This window comes from Clostridium sp. KLE 1755, from assembly GCF_000466465.2.
In the GTDB taxonomy this organism is placed as follows: domain Bacteria; phylum Bacillota; class Clostridia; order Lachnospirales; family Lachnospiraceae; genus Eisenbergiella; species Eisenbergiella porci.
In genome coordinates, this window is record NZ_KE992732.1 from 17,927 (window position 1) to 38,729 (window position 20,803).

A 20,803-nucleotide genomic window follows, 5' to 3' on the forward strand; every position below is an offset into this window, starting at 1 on the left:
AAGTGTGTACTTTACCAAAGGAAGGCAGCCAGTTATAATGGGGGAAAAGGAGGGCGAGTGATGAAAAATGCGGAAAACACAATAGGAAATCTGATTGATAAGCAAGGGGTGGCTTTTATCAGCTCCGTGGACGGGGATGGCTTTCCGAACACCAAGGCCATGCTGCCGCCGCGTAAAAGAGAGGGCATCAGGACCTTTTATTTTACTACGAATACATCATCCATGAGAGCGGCGCAGTATCGGGATAACCCAAAAGCCTGTATTTATTTCTGCGACAGGCGCTTCTTCAGGGGCGTTATGCTCAAAGGGACGATGGAGGTTTTGGAGGACAGCGAGAGTAAGGAAATGATTTGGAGAGAAGGGGATACCATGTATTACCCGAAAGGTGTCACGGATCCGGATTACTGCGTCCTGCGGTTTACGGCTGCCGAGGGAAGATATTACAGTAATTTCAAATCGGAAACCTTTGAAATCTGACAGTCGAAACAGGTACGGGCCGGAAAACATAAATGTTTTTCGGCCCGTATCTATTGTCAGCAGATAACCAGAACCGCTTATCTGCTGAGAAAGCAATTTTATTTTTTCCCCAAAAGGCGCTTTTTAAAGGCCTTAATTTTATATATGGAATTACTCGTATAGAGCACGGCGGTAATTAACATCCCCAAAGCCAGTCCGCTGCAGAAGGAAGCTATGGCTTCCGTAATTCCCTGGCCGGCAAGGCCGGTTATATCCAAAGCCAGGTAGATGAGAAAGCTTACAACTCCGATCCATGAAAAAATATGGAGTTTTTTCATCATTTTCATTTTTTCATCATTACTGTAATCTGCTACCTTTAATACGGTTTCTTCCAATTCTTTATTCATTTTCCCACTTTTCCTTTCTCCATCAAGTATTTCACTCAATTCAACATTATAATAATCGGATATCCTGATTAAGATATCCAGACTCGGCATATTGCTGCCGGTTTCCCATCTGGATACGGTTCTGTCAGAAACATACATCAATTCTGCCAGCTGTTCCTGGGTAAGGCCTTTTTCTTTTCGAAGCTCCTTCAGAAAGCTTCCGATTTTTTTCTGATCCACCGGGTATTCCTCCTTTCAACAGCAATCATAGAACAAATCGAATGAAAAAAACACGACACAAAGCGGGAAATGCCGTGTTTTCCGATACCAGACACGGTATGTGCAGTTCATGAATACAAACTCTGCCCTCATCAGGACAACAGGTATCAATTTCCCTGGCCCGGATCCCAAATCTTTAAGCACATCACCCTATTTTCAATACGGCATCCAGGCACAGCTTTAATGCATATTCACAGGCGTTGCCGCCCCAGTTTCGCGGATCATACGCTTCGGCATCTGCAAGGCTATCTGCGGTGTAGAGTATCATTCCCCAAATGACATCACGAAGCCTGGCACAGGCGGCAAGCGCCGAACATTCCATTTCCACCGTTGAACAGCCTTCTTCCTTTCGGTAAGCGACCTTTTCCTTAGTCTCACGAAAAAAGCCGTCAGTAGACCAGGTAATAATCTCCAGGTAATTCATTTTGTGTTCTAAAATAGTTTTCTCTATGGCTTTTCTTGCTTTCTCGTCTATATCAATAAATCTCGACGGCGGAGCATAGTGATAGGAAGTTCCTTCATCTCTCAACGCTTTATATGGAACAAGGAAAGTGCTTTCCGGAAAATCCTCCAACACTCCGCAGGAGCCTGCGGATATAATTTCTTTTACGCCATAGCCAATCAGGAAATCCATGAGCTGTGCGGCCGCCGCCGCTCCTACGGGAGCCTGGCAAAGGCAAATGTCCGTATCCATATATTTTGTTACATAAATTGGATACTGCTTGGTAGCGCTGATAAAGGTTTCTACTTGTCTTGTCTCACTGTTTTTCGCATATTCATCGATGTACTCCCCAAGAAATGCGAATACGCATTTCGATGGAAGCTTCAGGTCGAGTCTGTCATGCGTAGGATTAATGACTGCTGTTTTCTCGGTATCAAATTCTAAAATCGGTATTTCATGTTTGATGATACCCATAGTTCTGTTTTCCTCCATAAATTCAGTATTATCCAGCCTGGCTGCAGGCACCTTGATTGTGAAGATATGTTCTCAATTCCGGCAGTAATTGAGGTTAAATCCAATAAACCAAAATCTATTTAACTGAAATTCCGATCATTATTGTTTCGGATTCCAGGTTATTCCATACAGAATGCGGAATATTACCTTCCACAAGAAACGCTTCGTCTTTTTTCACCACAACTTCGCTGTCCGCTAATTTTATTTTTGCTTCACCCTGAGTTACAATAAAGAGGTGATTATGTTCATGCGTATGCTGTTCGGTTGGGCCGCCGCCATTTAAATCGACGTATGCTATCGAGCCATCAATAATTGTTCCCATTGCTCCAAAAAGTTTCTTCGCTTTGAAATTTATGTGGTTGGGCGGTGTAATAAAATTATACATAATACGATTCTCCTTGATTAAGTTTAGTTTATATTTTTTTCAGATCGGGTAAATTCCTCAGGATTCTTTCATAATCTATAAATACATAGGGCAAATGCTTCACAATTCTTTCCTTATACCAGTTCAGATACCATTGCTTCAGGTGAGCGGATTCTTCCGGCCAGCCTGTTTGGGCGGCCACATACTCATCAATCATCTGATAGCGCATAAATAAATCCATTTTCCCAATCCAGTAAGCGTTGATAGTGTTGGTTTGAAGATATCCCTTCAGGTAGGAGAGCAGATAAGCTTCGGCAAAATTGGTACGTTCCTTTTCCGTCAGATTTTTAAGCGGCCCCGCCCCTTTTTGCACCATAAAAAACATTGCACTCGCCATATCGGCAGCATACCAGTTAAACTGACAGGCATCAAAATCGATTAAGGTTATTCTTTTGTTTTCGACAAGAAAATTGTCGGTGTGGATATCAAAATGGACAATCCCATAATTTTTGTTTCCGATAGGAAGCTGTTCCAGTTCTTCCAGGAATCTCTTTTCTCCCTGACGCACAGCTTCGTCCGGTATCGCAATATTCCTGCGCCAGAAATGCGGGCCATTCCATTTGAATTCGGGGCAGCGTTGGTTTCCTTCGTAACACATGGTCAGTTTGTGCATACGGCCCATCAGCATACCAAGCTGAAAGAATAGCTCTTCATTAAATTCTTTAGGGTCGTTAATGTCCACAATTTTTCCCGGCGCTTTTTCCTGCAGGGACAGGATGTAGGTTTTGCCGCCGGCCCCGGCCACCTCATAGAGCCGGTTGTTTACACTCCGTACCGGTTTGGCAATGCCCTCCATTCTTAGCGCCAGATATTCTGTCCAGCGCGTCTCAAATTCCACATGAGCCTCTTTCTTATTACTGAATTCAGCAACCCTCAGGATACGGCGGCGTAATCCGGATTCGGCCTCAAAAATGCTGTCGCCTGAATATCCGGTAGTTATTTCCCGCAGTGGTGTTATATGATAAAGCTGTTTGGCCTGGGACAATAGCAGATTACTTTCTAGCTCCACTTGGAATACCTCCAATGTTTAAAAGCCTGTCATATTTATTATTTTCCGGTAATACGCAATATGTTCTTCATGAAAGGGTATATAGTACCAAATTATTATTCTAAGGGACGGAGGTTTGGCTATTGTGATAAGCGGAGGTTTGGCTATTGATTATTTACAACCGTAAAGCTGACACTTCCGTTTTTGGCCTTTTTTCCTGTCACTGTAACTGTATATGTACCGCTTTCGTTAATTTCAAAATCAAATTGCTGGGAACCGATGAGTTTCTCGCTTACATAGAAAGGTTCTTCATCACCTTTCTGAATTGTAAATGATAAGCACCCGTCCTTTGCCGCGAGCTCTGCATGAATAGTATCGCCTTCTGCTGCAGCCAAAGCTTGCGAGTCTGTGGTATTTAATATCTTAAAATCCATGACAAGCTCACTGTCATTTCCTGTTCGGCTGCCGTCAAAACCTGTCCCGCACGCTGTTAATGTTAAAATCAATATGAAAGAACACAAGATACACAAATTTTTTTTCATCATTTTCTCCTTTGATTTGAAATTTATTTTATTTTAACAGAGAACAAATGCTTTTCCACTTTTACACTATATTTCAAAGAATAGGCAGGGATTCCTTTGGCGATAGCTTCATAAATACTTCGGATTTCATTTGCTATGCTTTCCTGGGATGCATACCATCCCAGAAAGGTAGTGTTTTCCCCGCAAAACGATGATCCTCCATTACTCTGCACGCCTATAAGTGCATATTTCGGGGATTTTTTCCCGCCCTTAAATTGGGGGGAGGACATAACCTTACAGCAGGTCATGACAATATTTTCATTTGGGGATTCAATTACAATTGATCCTGTTACATTGCCGGTTTCCGGGTTTTCGCCATTGGCAATTTCCGTTTCCATAAGACTATCCAGAGAAATATTCAGTTCTTTAGATAAAAGCAAAAGCTTTTCCACCTCAGGATACCCGATGCCTTGTTCCCATTTTGATACGGCCTGCCTGCTGACACCCAGCAATTCGGCAAGCTTCTCCTGGGAGATATTTTTTTCTTTCCTGATTTGTTTCAGGTTTTCCGCAAAGCTCATATCATTACCTCCATTCATAGATTATGAATAGATTATAGGTGTCAGTCAAAGGAATTAGTACCAACTGCTATTTGCGTTTCCGCTACTTGAAGTTGCATACTTATAAATTTTTATTTTTCGGTCCGGCCGAGAGGAAATTTTCAAGCAATCTCAATTCTCATCAAAACTACTTCCTGCCAGCCAGCGTGGCGGGAGAAAAAACCTTTAGGATTACGGCCGTATTCACTGAACCCTATACTTTTGTATAATGAGATGGCTCTGTAGTTTTCACTTACGACATTTAACTCTAACTGTACATATCCGGCAGTTTTGGCACATTCTATACAAGTCATAGTCAAGGCCCGGCCAATTCCCATGCCCCAAAAACTCTTTTCGATACTGATACCAAACTCAGCACGGTGCTTGACCTTGTCTTTCTTTCCTATGGCTTCAATACCTGCAGTTCCAACAATGTGCCCATCAACAATGGCGCAAATTTCAATTTCATTTACACTGTTTTCCTTATCTATTAAAAACAGTCGTTCCTGTTCTATATCAAAACTGTTCTCATCCGAATATGACAGTAAAAAATCTGTCTGGCTATGAGTCAAATTAAAAATATCATATACTTGTTGAGCATCTGAAGCCACCGCGTTTCTTAATAAGCATTCTTTATTATTTTTGAGAACGATTTTTTTAGAATATTTCATTTATGTATTTACTCTCATTCAATTTGATATGTGTATATAAAACAACGCCATAAACTAATACCACACCTATTTTATTGTAAGAAATTATAGAAACTAAAAAATTAAGCCATAACATTTTGGTATATTAATTCCACGGTATCTTCCAGACGTAATTCTTTAGTTAAAATAGTTTCTGGTATGAAATTTATAAAATCTTTCTCCCTCCACCATCGCTTCATATCAGCCTCACTGAAATCATTTCTATTTGGTTTTGTATTATGTCGAAGCAGTGTTTCTTTAAATGGCAAATCATAATAGTATGCAAAAATATTTTGGCCATATTCTTCTATGGCAGATTCAAATAAACGATGATACTCATTAGCGGGTAAGATACCTTCGAGTATTGTGATTTCGGAATTTTTCCTGCCATATTTTAATAAATTAATCATCAATGGCTCTGATTTCGCAATTCCTTCATCTCCCCATACATGCAGTACTTCCATACGAATCATATCATGGGAAAGCCTCATAGTATTAGGGCCGAACTTTTCCTGCAATTTTTTTGCAACTATTGTTTTCCCACTACCGGAATTGCCCCTTAATATAACTAATTTTTTCATAATTTTTCTCCTTGTCTTTTTTATTAAGACTAATTGTGTTCATAAATAAAATTATTGTTATTGGCAAGGCGACTCTTAAACGAGTTCGGTCAGTTCTGCTTTATAACCATTCCATAACTGCCTTTAATCAATCGTTCCAAATCCGGTATTGCAGGGGACACCAGCCAGCCACATAATCCAGAAGATCTGCGATATAATCACGGGAAAGGCCATCATTCAGACTATTATGGTATTCATATAATGGCTGATACACATCTTTTTGTTCTAAGTTCATATCGTGCAGCTCTGTCAAAAGTGCATATCCCTGCTGTATCCTGTCATAATAGGTGTTTTCTGTAATGTGTGAGGATAACATTTTAATTTGAGCAAATATTTTTTCGCTGTTATTCATTATAAACCTCATACGAATTCAAACTTATCAGGCCGGGAAATTTGTTTAATTATAACAGAAATATAATAAAAAATGAAGCACTGTATTTATTATTGCGATAAACAGTAATCCATAATATAAAATATTCTGTCAGCAGACAAACAGGGGCCGGAAAACGGTTTTGTTTTCCGGCCCGCAGCTTTGATCTTGCATGCAATTAGAATTACGTATTTATCTGTTCTTTCTCTTAATTGAAAGAAGCACTGCGATAATTACCACCACCAGTATCAGAAGGATGCAGGAGGCTATGAGAACGATGGTAATTGTCTTGCTTTCTGATTTTTTTGTCAGCTCCTTGACAGGAAGCTCTTCCTCCGGAGTGGTTTCCGGTGCGGGAGTGGGTTCCTCCATCGTTTCCGAAGGGGTTTCGGTTTCCTGTGTTTCCGTTTCGCTTTCCGTCTCTGTTTCCGTTGTTGTCTCAGAACCTTTATCCTTTGGCGTTGGCGTATAGGAGGAGGTCTTATTGGAGGAAGGCGCGGAAATTTCCCACGATTTTCCTGAATTGCTGTTGGAAGTGGAGCCGGAACCCGAAGGAGCGGGAGCGGGCGTTGTAAGCGCCGCATTTACCTTGGCGTACAGCTCACTTAGAAGGGAGAGCGGATAATATACACGTCCCTTTTCATAAACCAGCGCCGTCTGAGCCGGTATAATGACAGGCTTTCCTCCGTCCCATCTCACAATCAGGGCCACATAAGGATTTTCCCGAAGGGCGGCCATAACTGCTTCAGGCATTTTATCATAGGTAACCGCATTGACATTTACGGTATCCCCGGCCTTTGCTTTTTTAATCAGCTTGACCACATTGTCCCAGAAATCCTTCTCATAGTCAGGTACGTATGTGTTGGAAGAAGAGTTATTGTCATTATTGTTGGAGCTGTTATTATCCTTATTGTCGGAGTGGTGGGAATCCTCCGCTTTTTTTACGTCCTGGTAAATAACTGAAAACACCGAAAACTTATCACATTTAATGGTAATGGTCTTTCCGGAAGAATCACTGTTGGTAAAAAGTGAAGCGGAAGTACGCGATCGGCTGTTCTCATGTAATCCGGCAACATAAAAGGTTCTCTGGTATCCGTTTGCAACTGCCTTTATATCCTTTGGAACAGGGAAGCTCAAAATGAGCTGTTTGGGTGTTTCGTATAAAGCAGTGGTTGTGGTGGTGCTATCTTTGGTAATAATCTTATACAGCTTTATATCGTAGCTTCCGGAAGTGATAACGGCATCCTTTAACAGGGACTGGATTTCCTTTTTCTGTTCCGGATTAACAGTAGATTTTTTTACATTGATTGTTATTGTGTAGTTAGTAATGGCGCCGTTTCTCAGTTCCCTGGCTTCCTGCGCTGTCATATCGTACAGAAGTGCGGCATAGTCGGACATGGTTACGATCCCGGTCTCATCCACGTCTATTTTAATAGAAGGGAGAGCCAGCAGGGAACGGTGGAACTTCAGCAGCGTTTCTTCGGGGATATTGGGCGTACGGTTTTGGCAAAGCTCCTCATATTGGATTTTAGCATCCAGATAAGCATTTGCCTGTTCTGTATTGACACTGCTTCCTTCACTTAACACAGGAAGGCTGTCAAACACCTTTTTCATATCCTCAGATTCCATAATAACGAAGGATACCGCAAGCCTGTGGGTCTTGGAATCCCCGGCAGGTACATTTTTCAACTGATAGGTATTTTCCTTGAGTTCCCCTTTGATATCAACACCGTCAAAGGTAACGGAATCAAGCTTATAACCCGGCTCAGGCGTAAAGGTGAAATCAACAGTCTCCCCTTTACTTAACGAGAAGGAGCCGGATGGAGATACCTTACCTTTACCGGATACTGTAACTTCAATTGCGTAAAGGGCATCAGAAACACCCTCCAGGGTTATTGTGCCCTGTGCCTCTGTATAATTATTGCTGTCCTTCGGCGTGAACGTCCAGGAATAATCATGTTTTCCTTCCTGAATCGTCTGGCCGTCATCCCAGCGGATAGTGCCTTCCGTGCTTCCTTCCTTCAGGGAAAGCGTAGGGAGGCTGCCGCTGACAGAGATGCTGTCGGAGGAAATAACAGGGGTAACATCAGGCTCTGCCTTACGGATTTTCACCTTAAAGTCATGATGATCCTCATAAATGATCTTATTCTCGCCTTTGATTGCCGCCTGCACCGTAACCCGGCAGGTAAAGCTGCCCGCATCCCGGAACTCCATATTGAATAAGTCATAATCTGATTTTCTTGTTTCTTTTCCGCTCTCGTCAACCCAGGTCCAGATAAAATAGAAAATCACATCCCCGTTCTGCGCGCCCTGATAGGAAGAGTAATGGGGATGGCTGGCTGAGACATTGAGAGAAGCCGGTTTGCCGTCATAGGTCTTATCAATATCGCCGCCAAAGCCTACCTGAGGCAGATCCAGCGGCTGAATCAGTGTGAGCACCTCGCCGGTCACAAGGGAATCAGGGGTAACCCCGGTGCTGCTTCCCTTATCAAATACCCACCTCCAATTATTGGAAGACGTACCCGCGGAAGGTTCCGGAAGCTTATAATCCGCCTTAATTGTCCAGGATTTATTATCCTTCTGTACATACTTCAAAGGCATCCGGTACAATGCCGCCCTGGCCTTAGCCGCCTCATTTCCCGCCTCATCCACAAAACGCAGAGTGACAGGGTAAGTCAGCTTTTCTGCGCGATCCACCGGCGGTTTGACGGTAAGTGCGTCATAGGAAGACTTGTCCGGGCAGACAACCGCAGCAAGCGCTCCCCCGCCGAATGCCGAATCCCCATATACAGTGTTCTTACCCGAAAGATAAACAAAACGGTATCCCGCGGAATAAAAAGCATTTTCCCCTACCGATGTTATTCCTGCAGGAAGCCTGAGGCCGCCCGTCAGCCCCGTACAGTTAAAAAATGCACCTTTCCCGATGGCAGTAAGACCGGTGGCAGCAGATAAATCCAGCCCAACAAAACTAATGCTGGCATAATTACTCTGATTAAAGGCATTATCCCCAATGCCCTTCACCGGAACGCCTCCAACCACAGCAGGAATAACCAGCTTCATCTGATTCGTTCCCTGTGCCAGCAGGCCCTGTATGTATTCGGGGTTCACCCCTGTAATAATTCCGTCCTTCCCGCAAAGGTAAGGCTCAGCGGGCGCAGGGGGTACAGGTGTCCCATTCCCGTCAGGTTCACCGGGAGTCTCCGGCGGCGCCTCCACAACAGGAGGCTCCGGGTTGGAATTCCCGCTCACGCTCCCAGCCTCATCCGCCAGGACAGTCATTCCCCCCAGAAAAAGCGTCAGCACCAGGCTGACTCCAAGCAATATAGAAACACGTCTCAAACCATTCATTAAGATGCCTCCCCTCTTCTAATTGCGGACTTGTTACGCAATTACCTATTAAAAATAAACAATCTGCTTCCTTATACCCCCATTATGAACCATCCCACATAGGAAAACAATGAAGTAAATCTTAAGATTAACAAAAGAATTCCAATCCGCAAAATCTTAATGGAATAGCAATACAAACCCAAAATACAAGTAAAATTTTCCCTCAAACCGTAATAAAAATGCAATACCTCTTAAAGAAATAGTGATAAGTTTCAACAGCTTTTACGAGAATCATCTGTCCACCCTCCCATGTCCTGGAAAACCTCCCAACCGGACGGCCCGTACACTGTGGGGGTAATCCCCCCTTTTAACACAATTTTAACATGGGAGGGATTTCTCTAACCCTATTTTTTTACGGACCCTGCTATACTTCAATCAGTAATCAGGGCCGGAGCCGTCAAAAGGCCTCGCCCTGATGCATCAATACAGCTATGCCGTCCCCGGGCGGCGGAAGGGAGACAGTGATGGATATATTGATTTGGCTGATAGCTGCGACAGGCATCGGCATGCTGATTTATTACTTTGTTATTTTATTGAAGGGAGAAGACAGGTAATGGAAAGCTTTATGCAATATGCGGTTTATCTTATTATCCTTGTGGTGCTGGCTGTTCCGCTGGGAGCTTATATCGGAAGGGTTATGGACGGCGGGAAGGTAATCCTTTCCCCCATCTGCGGTCCCTGCGAAAGGCTGATATATAAAATCCTCCGTATAGACAGCAGGGAGGAAATGTCTGCGAAGAAATACATAATGAGCGCGGTCATATTTAATGCAATCGGTTTTCTGGTATTGTTTTTTATGCTGCTTCTGCAGGGGATCCTGCCGCTGAACCCGGAGCACATCCCGGGAAACTCCTGGCACCTGGCCTTCAACACGGCAGTCAGCTTTATGACCAATACCAACTGGCAGGCCTACAGCGGTGAAAGCGCGCTGAGCTATTTTTCCCAGATGATGGGCCTGACAGTACAGAACTTTGTGTCCGCGGCCACGGGAATCGCGGTGTTGTTTGCGGTAATCCGGGGCTTTGTCAGAGTGAAGCAAAACGGCATCGGCAATTTCTGGGCCGACCTGACCAGAGCCGTTGTTTACATCCTGCTTCCGCTGGCTGTTGTGGGAAGCATCCTCATCAGCTCCCAGGGGGCGGTGCAGAGCCTGCGGCCTTATGATAAGGCGGAGCTGCTTGAGCCGGTGGCTTTGGATGAAAATGGAGAAATCATCGAAGGAGCGCATGTGGATAAAGAAACCGGCGCGGTGACGGTGGACGGCGTACCGGTTGAGGCGTCCAGGATCGTTACAGAGCAGGTAATCCCTCTGGGGCCTGCGGCAAGCCAGATTTCTATCAAGCAGCTGGGGACCAACGGCGGCGGCTTCTTCGGCCTGAATTCCACCCATCCCTTTGAAAATCCCACGATTTTCAGCAACCTGATTGAAATGCTTTATCTGCTTCTGATACCGGTGGCGCTCTGCTTTACCTTCGGAAGGAATGTAAAGGATAAAAGACAGGGCTATGCGATATTTGCCGCCATGTTTATCCTTCTGACGGCAGCTTTAGCTGTTTGTGCGGTAAATGAACACAACGGGACGCCTCAGCTGGCGCAGGACGGCGCGGTGGCTGTGGACAGTACGGACGGGACAGCCGGCGGAAATATGGAAGGGAAGGAAACACGCTTCGGCATTGCCACATCCGTGACCTGGGCAGCCTGGACCACTGCGGCCTCCAATGGTTCCGTAAATTCCATGCATGATTCCTATACGCCTGTCGGCGGCCTGGTGCCCATGCTCCTCATGCAGCTGGGAGAGGTGGTATTCGGCGGCGTTGGCTGCGGACTTTACGGCATGCTTGCATTTGCCATCCTCGCCGTTTTCATAGCAGGGCTGATGGTAGGGCGCACGCCGGAATATCTGGGAAAGAAAATCGAACCCTTTGAAATGAAAATGGCTGTGCTTTGCTGTCTGGCCACACCGCTTGTAATTCTGGCAGGCAGCGGTATTGCAACGCTCCTCCCTTCCACGGCGGACAGTCTGAATAATACCGGGGCGCATGGCTTGTCGGAGGTGCTTTATGCCTATTCCTCGGCCGGAGGAAACAATGGTTCCGCCTTTGCCGGCTTCAATGCAAACACCCCTTTTATTAACGTATCCATTGGCCTGGTTATGCTGGGCGCGAGGTTCATCCCCATGGCGGCCATGCTTCTGGTGGCGGGCAGCATGGCTAAAAAGAAAAAGGTGGCTGCAACGGCAGGAACCCTTTCCACCTGTAACGGGCTGTTTGTATTTCTTCTGATATTCGTGGTACTTCTGGTGGGCGCCCTGAGCTTCTTCCCGGCATTGGCGCTGGGGCCGATTGCGGAATATTTTCAGATGGCAGGCTGAGAGATGCGCCATCCTGAACAGTTATTTTATTTAATATGGAGGTAACAGAAATGAGCAGCGGAATTAAAACAAAAAGTGCCCTTCACGATAGAAAAATGGTCCTGCGGGCCTTCAGGGATGCATTCCTGAAGCTGGCGCCATCGGCACAGCTGAAAAATCCGGTAATGTTCCTGGTATTTGTGTCGGCGGTTCTGACCACGGTGCTGTGGCTCGTATCCCTGTTTGGAATCAGGGATGCGGCGCCGGTCTATATCCTGGGCATTACGGTTATTCTCTGGATTACCGTATTGTTTGCCAACTTTGCCGAAGCCATTGCGGAGGGCCGGGGCAAGGCCCAGGCGGACTCCCTGCGGGCTGCAAAGCAGGATGTGGAGGCGCATAAAATCCCTTCCCCCCAAAAGAAGGATCAGATCACAGACGTTGCGTCAGCAAAGCTCTTAAAAGGGGATATCGTAATCGTCAGGGCCGGGGAACAGATACCCGGTGACGGTGAGGTAATTGAAGGCGCAGCCTCCGTGGATGAAAGCGCCATTACCGGGGAATCAGCGCCGGTGGTCAGGGAAGCCGGGGGTGACAGGAGCGCGGTCACCGGAGGAACGAGAGTCCTTTCCGACTGGATTGTGATAAGAATTACCAGCGATCCCGGACAGAGCTTCCTGGATAAAATGATCGCCATGGTAGAAGGCGCGGCAAGAAAGAAAACCCCCAATGAAATTGCGCTGGAGATTTTCCTGGTTGCCTTGTCCATCATATTTATCCTGGTAGTTATGGCCTTGTATGCGTATTCCCTGTTTTCGGCAAAGCAGATGGGGGTGGAAAACCCCACCTCCGTGACATCGCTTGTGGCGCTTCTTGTCTGCTTGGCTCCCACAACCATAGGCGCGCTGCTTTCCGCCATCGGCATTGCGGGCATGAGCCGTCTGAATGAGGCAAATGTGCTTGCGATGAGCGGCCGTGCCATTGAGGCGGCCGGTGATGTGGATACACTGCTGCTGGATAAAACGGGCACCATTACCCTGGGTAACCGGCAGGCCAGTGAATTCATCCCGGTGGACGGCCATACGGCGCAGGAGCTGGCGGATGCGGCGCAGCTGGCTTCCCTTCCCGATGAAACACCGGAGGGCAGAAGCGTGGTAATCCTGGCGAAGGAAAAATTCGGCATCCGCGGAAGAAACCTGTCGGAGGCCCCTATGGAATTTATCCCCTTTACCGCCAAAACAAGAATGAGCGGCGTAAATACGAAAGGTTCCGAAATCCGCAAGGGCGCGGCCGATTCCATGAAGGAATATGTGGAGGCGCATGGCGGGATTTACAGTGGGGAATGCGGCGATGTGGTGAAGAGAATTGCCAGCCAGGGCGGCACGCCGCTGGTGGTATCGAAGGATCATATCATTCTCGGCGTGATTTATCTGAAGGATATCATTAAGGCGGGAGTAAAGGAGAAATTTGCCGACCTGAGAAAGATGGGCATCCGGACAGTGATGGTTACAGGCGACAATCCGCTGACCGCTGCGGCGATTGCGGCGGAAGCAGGTGTGGATGATTTCCTCGCAGAGGCAACACCGGAAGGAAAGCTGGCCATGATCCGGAAGCTGCAGGCCGGGGGACATATGGTTGCCATGACCGGCGACGGCACCAATGATGCGCCGGCGCTGGCCCAGGCGGACGTGGCGGTAGCCATGAATACAGGTACCCAGGCGGCAAAGGAAGCGGGCAACATGGTGGATCTGGACAGCTCGCCCACCAAGCTGATTGACATTGTAAGAATCGGCAAACAGCTGCTGATGACCAGAGGCAGCCTGACTACCTTCAGTATTGCCAATGATGTGGCCAAGTATTTTGCAATTATACCGGCCCTGTTCATGGGGCTGTATCCCGGATTGGCGGCGCTTAATATCATGGGGTTGCACAGCGCACAGAGCGCAATCTTTTCTGCGATTATTTACAACGCCCTGATCATCGTGGCGCTGATACCGCTGGCGCTTAAGGGGGTTAAATACAGAGAGGTATCCGCAGGGAAGCTGCTTTCCCGGAACCTGCTTGTTTACGGGGCAGGCGGAATTATCGCCCCCTTTATTTGTATCAAGCTGATCGATATGATGCTGACGGCTTGCGGGCTGTTTGCCTAGGAAAAAGGCAAAGGAAGGCTCATATTTTGCAGCGCAAAGTAAGTAGGAGGATGACAGGAATGAAGGATTTCAGAAAAATTTCAGGGAAAAGCGCCCTGCTGTTTTTGATAATGATGATTTTGTGCGGTCTTTTGTACACGCTGGCCATGACCGGGATATCCGCACTTTTTTTCAAAGATAAGGCCAATGGCAGCATAATAGAGGTAAATGGGGTTAAGTACGGAAGCGGGCTGCTGGGACAGCAGTTTACGGATCCGGAGCACCTCTGGGGAAGAATCATGATTCTGGATGTATCCACTTATCAGGATGAGGAGGGGAATCCGCTGATGTATGCGGGCGCTTCCAACAAGTCCCCCGCCGGGGAGGAATTTGAAAAAATGACCGCCGAAAGAGTAGCCATGATCCGGGAGGCAAACCCGGATGCGGATATGGATGCCATCCCGGTGGAGCTGGTTACCTGCTCCGGCAGCGGCCTTGATCCCCATATATCACCGGCGGCCGCAGAGTATCAGGTGCCGCGGATTGCCCAGGCCAGGGACATTCCGGAGGAGAAAGTCAGAGAGGTGATTGCAAAGTATACAAACGGCAGGTTCCTTGGTATACTGGGAGAGAAAACTGTGAATGTGCTTGAAGTAAATCTGGCTCTTGACGGAATTCTCACAGAATGAGGAAGCAGCGCCGACAGTCCCGGGACTGCCGGCTTACTGTGATTTCAGGAACAGCCGTTTTCAGCTAAGGAGAATAGACGGAATGGATGAAAACAGACCGAATCCCGATAAGCTTCTGGAGCAGGTAAAGGAAGAGGAAGCAAGGGAAAATCAGGGAAAACTGAAAATATTTTTCGGCTATGCAGCGGGTGTGGGGAAAACCTACGCTATGCTGGAGGCGGCCCGTCAGGCGGCGGAGTCGGGAATCGACGTGGCGGCGGGCTACATAGAGCCTCATGCCCGCCCGGAAACCATGGCATTGCTGAACGGGCTGGAACAGCTGCCCGTATTGGAGCTGCCCTATAAAAATATCCTGCTGAAGGAATTTAATTTGGATGGGGCGCTTTGCAGGCATCCCCAGCTGCTTCTGGTGGATGAGCTGGCCCACACCAATGCGGCGGGCTGCCGGCATACCAAGCGGTATCAGGATATCCAGGAGCTGCTGAAGGCGGGAATCAGCGTGTATACGACCGTGAATGTACAGCATCTGGAAAGCCTGAATGATATTGTGGCATCCATCACCGGGATTACGGTGCAGGAAAGAATCCCGGATTTTGTATTTGACAGGGCGGATCAGGTGGAGCTGGTGGATATCGAACCCCAGGAACTGCTGGAACGGCTGAAGGAGGGAAAGGTTTACCGGCCCGGGCAGGCGGATAACGCCATGGATCATTTTTTCACGATAGACAATCTGACGGCGCTGCGGGAAATAGCGCTTCGCAGAACCGCCGACAGGGTGAACCGGGTGACGGAGAGGAACCGGGAACAGAACCGGGACAGCGAATATTATACGGGGGAGCATATCCTGGTGTGTCTGTCCTCATCGCCCTCCAACGCCAAGGTCATAAGGGCGGCGGCAAGGATGGCCAATGCCTTCCGCGCCCGGTTTACGGCTGTGCATGTGGAGATGCCCGGCGGTGAGGGGATGGCGGAAGAGGATGCGCTGCGGCTCCGCATGAACCAGCGGCTGGCAGAGCAGCTGGGGGCCAGGGCGGTAACCCTGTATGGTGGGGACATTACCAGGCAGATAGCGGAATATGCCAGGATTTCCGGCGTGTCCAAGATCGTTCTGGGAAGAAGCTATACGAAGCGGCGGCTTTTTTCTCAGAATGTGAATTTCGCGGATCAGCTTACTGCGCTGGTGCCCAGGCTGGAGGTCTACCTGATTCCGGACAATTATACACAGAAATATCAGCGGAAAAAACATCTGGAAAGGCTGATAGCGGCAAAGGGACAGAATTATCTGCGGGATACGTTGCTGATGGCCGCAATTCTGGCCGCCTCCACCATCCTGGCGTATCTGTTCCGGCTGCTTGGCATTGATGAAGCCAACATTGTAACCATATATATATTGGGAGTGCTTCTGATCGCCCTGATTACAGAAAATCAGATATATAATATTCTGGCCTCGGTGCTGAGCGTGGCATGCTTCAACATTTTTTTTACCTATCCCTATCATTCCCTGCGCGTCAGCGATCCGGGATATATGATTACCTTTTTAATCATGTTCCTGGCCGGCTTTATCACTGCTTTCCTGGCAAAAAGGGTGAAATCCTACGGCAGGCAGGCCGTAAAAAAGGCATGGAGGATGGAAATACTCCTGGATACCAGCCGGAAGCTGCAGATGGCCTCCGGAGAGGCGGCAATTGCGGAAACGGTGGCGGAGCAGCTGGTAAAGCTCCTGAACCGGGATGTGGTATATTATGCGGGAGAACCCGGGGAGGGCGTCAGGCCATACTGTTTTCCCAGGGAAAAAAACAGCCATATCCAGGAGCTGCTTTCCCCGGATGAGACGGCGGTTGCCTCCTGGAGCTTCAGGAATAATAAGCATGCAGGGGCATCCACAGGAACCCTTCCCGGCGCGAAGGGGCTGTACCTGGCGGTACGCAGCGCCAACGCAGTATATGGCGTGGTGGGCATCTGCCTGGGGGAAGGCTTCCTGCCTGCCTTTGATGAAAGCATACTGAACGCCATGCTGAACGAGGCGGCGCTGGCGCTGGAAAAGGAAAAGAGCATGGAGGATCGTAACCAGGCGCGGCTGCGCATTAAGCAGGAGCAGCTGCGCAGCAATCTTCTCCGGAGCATTTCCCATGATTTGCGGACGCCCCTTACAAGCATTTCCGGCAATTCGGGTATGTTGATGGACCGGGGGGACAGCCTGAGCCGGGAGCAGAAGCAAAAGCTGTATGAGGATATTTACGATGATTCCGTGTGGCTGTATAACCTGGTGGAGAACCTGCTGTCCGTAACGAAGATTGAAAACGGCAGCATGGAGCTGAAGCTGCAGCCGGAGCTGCTGGAGGATGTGATTGACGAGGCGCTTAACCATATCCGGAGGAGGCTGCGCGGGCATAAGATACAGGTCCGCCTGGAGGACGAATTTCTAATGGCCTGGATGGATGCCAGGCTGATCATGCAGGTGATCATGAATATTGTGGACAATGCCATCAAATATACGCCGGAGGATTCCCATATCGATATTTCCGCAAAAAAGCTGGGTGACAGGATCTATGTGAATATTGCGGACGACGGGCAGGGGATTCCCGATGACAGAAAGGAAAAGGTATTCGACCTTTTTTACACAGGAGAATACCAGGCGGCGGATGGTACGCGCAGCATGGGGGTAGGGCTTTCCCTGTGCCGTTCCATTGTGGAGGCGCACGGAGGCCGGCTGGAGGTACGGGACAATGTCCCCCGGGGGACCTGTTTTCTGTTTGATTTGAAGGCGGAGGATTTGGGCAGGGATATTTCGCAGGCGGCTCTGTAAAAAGAGGCGCCTGCGGAAGGAAAGGTGCGTTTGAAGTATGGAAACAAAACATAACCTTCTGATTGTGGAGGATGAAAAGGCAATCTCCAATCTGATTGCGACTACCCTGGAAACCCAGGGCTATCATTATGAAAAGGCATCCAACGGGGCGCAGGCCCTGATGGAAATCACCTCCCACAGCCCGGAAATCATTCTTCTGGATCTGGGTCTGCCGGATATGGACGGCGTGGAGATTATACGCAGGGTCAGGAGCTGGTCTTCGGTCCCGATTATAGTTATCAGCGCGCGCACGGAGGATCAGGATAAAATAGAAGCGCTTGATGCGGGTGCGGACGATTACCTCACCAAGCCCTTCAGCGTGGAGGAGCTGCTGGCAAGGCTGCGTTCCACCTTCCGGCGCATCAGCTACATACAGTCTGAAAACGGGCAGGTAACCACTGTTTTTACCAACGGGGATCTGAAAATAGATTTTGCGGCGGCGGAGGTCCATATGGGAGAGAAAGAGCTGCATCTGTCTCCCATTGAATACAGGCTGTTGTGCGAGCTGGCGAGAAACGTGGGCAAGGTGCTCACCCATCAGTATCTGGTGAACAAGGTATGGGAAAATGTAAATGTGAGCGATATCCCTTCCCTGCGCGTCTATATGGCAACCCTGCGCAAAAAGATCGAGCCGGACAGGGAAAATCCCCGCTACATCCAGACCAGGGTGGGAATCGGTTATAAAATGAACCGGTTGTAGGCCGGAAAGGGGTTTTTATGAGCAGGAAAGAGGAGCAGGCGGGGCCTGGCGGAAGGGATGGGCGGCTGTGGCCGCTTTATACGTTGGAAACTGCGGTGTTTTTGCTGTCGGCCACGCTGGTGGGATTGCTGTTTCGTAAAATAGGCTTTAAGGAAACAAATGTGGTGCTTCTATATATCCTGGCCGTATTTATCACCTCCAGCCTCACCAGAGGCTATTTCTGGGGAATTCTGGCCTCGGTGGCGGCAACTCTCACCTTCAATTATTTTTTCACAAAGCCTTACCATTCCCTTCAGTTTTATGATGCGGGCTATATGGTTACCTTTGCGGTCATGACAGTGGTGGCCTTCGTGACGAGCACGCTCACCTCCAGGGAGAAGGAAAACGCCGAAAGGGCGCTGGAAAAGGAGCGGGAAACGCAGGCCCTATACCGCCTTACCAGCCGTCTGACGGAGGCGAAGGAGCTTTCGGATGCGGCGGAAACCGCGGTCGTAATTATCAGTGATCTGCTTGGCTGCCAGGCTGCCTGCCTGTGTTATGATGAAAAGGGAAGCCCGGAAAAGACCTTCCTGCAGCGGACGGAGGAAGGAGCGCTTGTCAGCAAAAGGCTGGAGGGCGAAGAGGAGCTGAAGAAAAGGCTGGGGCAGCTGCATACGTCCTTTGCTGTCGGCCCGGAATTTTATGACTGGCCCGTTTACGGCGGGCAGGGGATTCTGGGCGTGGTACGGATTCCGGCGGAAAAAGCGGCCGGCTTTGATGATGCGCAGATGGTTTTTCTTCATTCCATGCTGGAGTGTGTGGCTCTGGCCATGGATCGGATACTGGCGGTCAGGGAGCAGGCAGCCTCCCAGCAGCAGATGCAGCAGGAAAGATACCGGGGAAATCTTCTCCGGGCCATATCCCATGATCTGCGCACGCCGCTTTCAGGGATTATGGGTACGTCGGAAATGATTATGGATATGTCCCGCAGAGAGGATCCCCGCTTTGAGCTGGCTTTGGGGATCCATAAGGATGCCGTCTGGCTCCACGGCATGGTGGAAAACATCCTCGGCCTTACAAGGCTGCAGGAAGGACGGATGGTGATCCGCAGTCAGGAGGAGGCGGCAGAGGAAATTGTAGGCGGCGCGGTGGCCCGGATGGCCGGCAGGGCGCCGGAGCATGAAATTCAGGTGGAGGCGCCGGAGGAGGTGCTTATGGTGCCCATGGATGCCAGGCTGATTATGCAGGTGCTGATTAATCTACTGGATAATGCGGTAAAGCATACCGATGCGACGCAGGAAATCAGGGTGACGGTAAAAAAGGACAGCCGGGGAGAAAATGCCGTATTCACCGTAGCGGACAGAGGAGAGGGCATTGCTGCGGAGGATCTGCCGAATATTTTCCAGACCTTTTATACCTCGCAGATCAAGCCGGTGGATTCCCGGAAGGGAATCGGGCTGGGCCTGACCATCAGCGAATCCATAGTCCGCCAGCACGGCGGGAGGATGGAGGCCCATAACAGAACGGACGGCCCGGGGGCGGAATTTATTTTTACCCTGCCCCTGAAAACGGATACGGCGGGGGAGGAAGCTGTTAAGGACGGAAAGGAGCAGGGCAATGGAGCAGTATCATGAGATGATTCTGGTGGTGGAGGATGATATACAGATCAGGAATTTTATCTGTTATGCGCTGAAGGCGGAGGGCTTCCGGTGCATCACCGCAGGGAATGCGGCAACGGCTATGAAGCAGCTGCTGGCGGAGCCGGCGGACATGATGCTCCTGGATTTGGGCCTTCCCGACATGGATGGCGGGGAGGTGCTGAAAAAGGTAAGGGAGTGGTCGGAAATGCCTGTCATCATCGTATCCGCCAGGGATCAGGACAGGGAGAAGGCCGCTGTGCTGGATATGGGCGCGGATGACTATCTGACCAAGCCCTTCTCTGCAACGGAGCTGTTGGCGCGCATCCGTGTGGCGCTGCGCCACCTTTACCGTCAGGGGCTCCCCCGCCCGCAGTCGGTGTACCGGGTGGGAGGTCTGGAGCTGGACGTGGAAAAGCATACCGCTTCCCTGGACGGTGAACCGCTGCACCTGACCCCCATGGAATTCAGCCTGATGTCTCTGCTTATGAAAAATGCAGGCAAGGTGCTGACCAGCGGCTACCTGCTGAAGGAGGTCTGGGGTGTTTCCTATGATTCCGATACCCAGGCCCTCCGTGCCCTGATGGCCGCCCTGCGCCGTAAGATAGAGAAGAATCCCGCCAAGCCGCGGTATCTCCTGACGGAAATCGGAGTGGGGTATCGGATGGCTGATGAATAGCCGCCGTGTTTTCATGATTTTAATTCACAACATTCTCACACGCCTGCCCTAAACTCTCACACCACTCTCACAGGCTTTCCTTTAAAATAAGTTTATCAAAAGGAAATAATAGGAGCAGTGA

General features: G+C 48.9%; 18 protein-coding genes. 8 read left to right on the forward strand and 10 right to left on the reverse strand.

The features are described from left to right. Window positions 1-60 precede the first annotated feature (60 nt). Entirely contained in the window at window positions 61-477 is a 417-nt protein-coding gene (locus HMPREF1548_RS17165; protein WP_025488257.1) for a pyridoxamine 5'-phosphate oxidase family protein, read from the forward strand. A gap of 98 nt (window positions 478-575) precedes the next feature. Here the strand turns inward: HMPREF1548_RS17165 and HMPREF1548_RS17170 are convergent, their stop codons facing one another. The 10 genes from HMPREF1548_RS17170 to HMPREF1548_RS17215 all read right to left on the reverse strand — a co-directional run bounded on the left by HMPREF1548_RS17170 (window position 576) and on the right by HMPREF1548_RS17215 (window position 9,635). After that, window positions 576-1,082: a helix-turn-helix domain-containing protein gene (locus tag HMPREF1548_RS17170; protein ID WP_021637646.1), complete on the reverse strand. Its 507-nt coding sequence runs from the start codon at window positions 1,080-1,082 to the stop codon at window positions 576-578. 184 nt (window positions 1,083-1,266) lie between these two features. After that, window positions 1,267-2,037, reverse strand: a complete 771-nt coding sequence (locus HMPREF1548_RS17175) for a nucleoside phosphorylase (RefSeq protein WP_035322675.1) — start codon at window positions 2,035-2,037, stop codon at window positions 1,267-1,269. A gap of 115 nt (window positions 2,038-2,152) precedes the next feature. Further along, window positions 2,153-2,461, reverse strand: a complete 309-nt coding sequence (locus tag HMPREF1548_RS17180) for a cupin domain-containing protein (protein WP_021637648.1) — start codon at window positions 2,459-2,461, stop codon at window positions 2,153-2,155. Between the two features lie 28 nt (window positions 2,462-2,489). After that, window positions 2,490-3,509: a phosphotransferase enzyme family protein gene (locus HMPREF1548_RS17185; protein WP_198168644.1), complete on the reverse strand. Its 1,020-nt coding sequence runs from the start codon at window positions 3,507-3,509 to the stop codon at window positions 2,490-2,492. 143 nt (window positions 3,510-3,652) lie between these two features. Further along, entirely contained in the window at window positions 3,653-4,030 is a 378-nt protein-coding gene (locus HMPREF1548_RS17190) for a hypothetical protein (protein ID WP_025488262.1), read from the reverse strand. A gap of 23 nt (window positions 4,031-4,053) precedes the next feature. Continuing rightward, a complete protein-coding gene (locus HMPREF1548_RS17195) occupies window positions 4,054-4,590 on the reverse strand; it encodes a helix-turn-helix domain-containing protein (protein WP_035322679.1) in 537 nt (178 codons plus the stop codon). A 140-nt stretch (window positions 4,591-4,730) separates the two neighbouring features. Next, window positions 4,731-5,279, reverse strand: coding sequence for a GNAT family N-acetyltransferase (locus tag HMPREF1548_RS17200; RefSeq protein WP_021637653.1), 549 nt, complete (start codon window positions 5,277-5,279; stop codon window positions 4,731-4,733). Window positions 5,280-5,380: 101 nt separating this feature from the next. Then, window positions 5,381-5,902 (reverse strand): zeta toxin family protein, encoded by a 522-nt coding sequence (locus HMPREF1548_RS17205; RefSeq protein ID WP_390580511.1) that lies wholly within the window; start codon window positions 5,900-5,902, stop codon window positions 5,381-5,383. 103 nt (window positions 5,903-6,005) lie between these two features. Further along, window positions 6,006-6,269 (reverse strand): hypothetical protein, encoded by a 264-nt coding sequence (locus tag HMPREF1548_RS17210; RefSeq protein WP_035322680.1) that lies wholly within the window; start codon window positions 6,267-6,269, stop codon window positions 6,006-6,008. 210 nt (window positions 6,270-6,479) lie between these two features. Further along, window positions 6,480-9,635, reverse strand: a complete 3,156-nt coding sequence (locus HMPREF1548_RS17215) for a leucine-rich repeat protein (protein WP_021637658.1) — start codon at window positions 9,633-9,635, stop codon at window positions 6,480-6,482. A gap of 592 nt (window positions 9,636-10,227) precedes the next feature. Here HMPREF1548_RS17215 and kdpA point away from each other — a divergent pair. The 7 genes from kdpA to HMPREF1548_RS17250 all read left to right on the forward strand — a co-directional run bounded on the left by kdpA (window position 10,228) and on the right by HMPREF1548_RS17250 (window position 20,682). Beyond that, complete coding sequence (kdpA, locus tag HMPREF1548_RS17220; RefSeq protein ID WP_021637660.1) at window positions 10,228-12,045, forward strand: potassium-transporting ATPase subunit KdpA; 1,818 nt, start codon at window positions 10,228-10,230, stop codon at window positions 12,043-12,045. A 50-nt stretch (window positions 12,046-12,095) separates the two neighbouring features. Further along, on the forward strand, window positions 12,096-14,174 hold the full coding sequence (gene kdpB, locus HMPREF1548_RS17225; protein ID WP_035322682.1) for a potassium-transporting ATPase subunit KdpB: 2,079 nt from the start codon (window positions 12,096-12,098) through the stop codon (window positions 14,172-14,174). A 59-nt stretch (window positions 14,175-14,233) separates the two neighbouring features. Continuing rightward, window positions 14,234-14,842, forward strand: a complete 609-nt coding sequence (gene kdpC, locus HMPREF1548_RS17230; RefSeq protein WP_035322684.1) for a potassium-transporting ATPase subunit KdpC — start codon at window positions 14,234-14,236, stop codon at window positions 14,840-14,842. Window positions 14,843-14,924: 82 nt separating this feature from the next. Then, window positions 14,925-17,648 (forward strand): ATP-binding protein, encoded by a 2,724-nt coding sequence (locus HMPREF1548_RS17235; protein ID WP_021637663.1) that lies wholly within the window; start codon window positions 14,925-14,927, stop codon window positions 17,646-17,648. A gap of 37 nt (window positions 17,649-17,685) precedes the next feature. Beyond that, complete coding sequence (locus tag HMPREF1548_RS17240) at window positions 17,686-18,387, forward strand: response regulator (protein ID WP_021637664.1); 702 nt, start codon at window positions 17,686-17,688, stop codon at window positions 18,385-18,387. A gap of 17 nt (window positions 18,388-18,404) precedes the next feature. Beyond that, window positions 18,405-20,000, forward strand: coding sequence for a DUF4118 domain-containing protein (locus HMPREF1548_RS17245; protein WP_021637665.1), 1,596 nt, complete (start codon window positions 18,405-18,407; stop codon window positions 19,998-20,000). Next, entirely contained in the window at window positions 19,984-20,682 is a 699-nt protein-coding gene (locus HMPREF1548_RS17250) for a response regulator (protein ID WP_021637666.1), read from the forward strand. Before HMPREF1548_RS17245 ends, HMPREF1548_RS17250 begins: the two co-directional genes overlap by 17 nt. The last annotated feature ends 121 nt before the right edge of the window (window positions 20,683-20,803 follow it).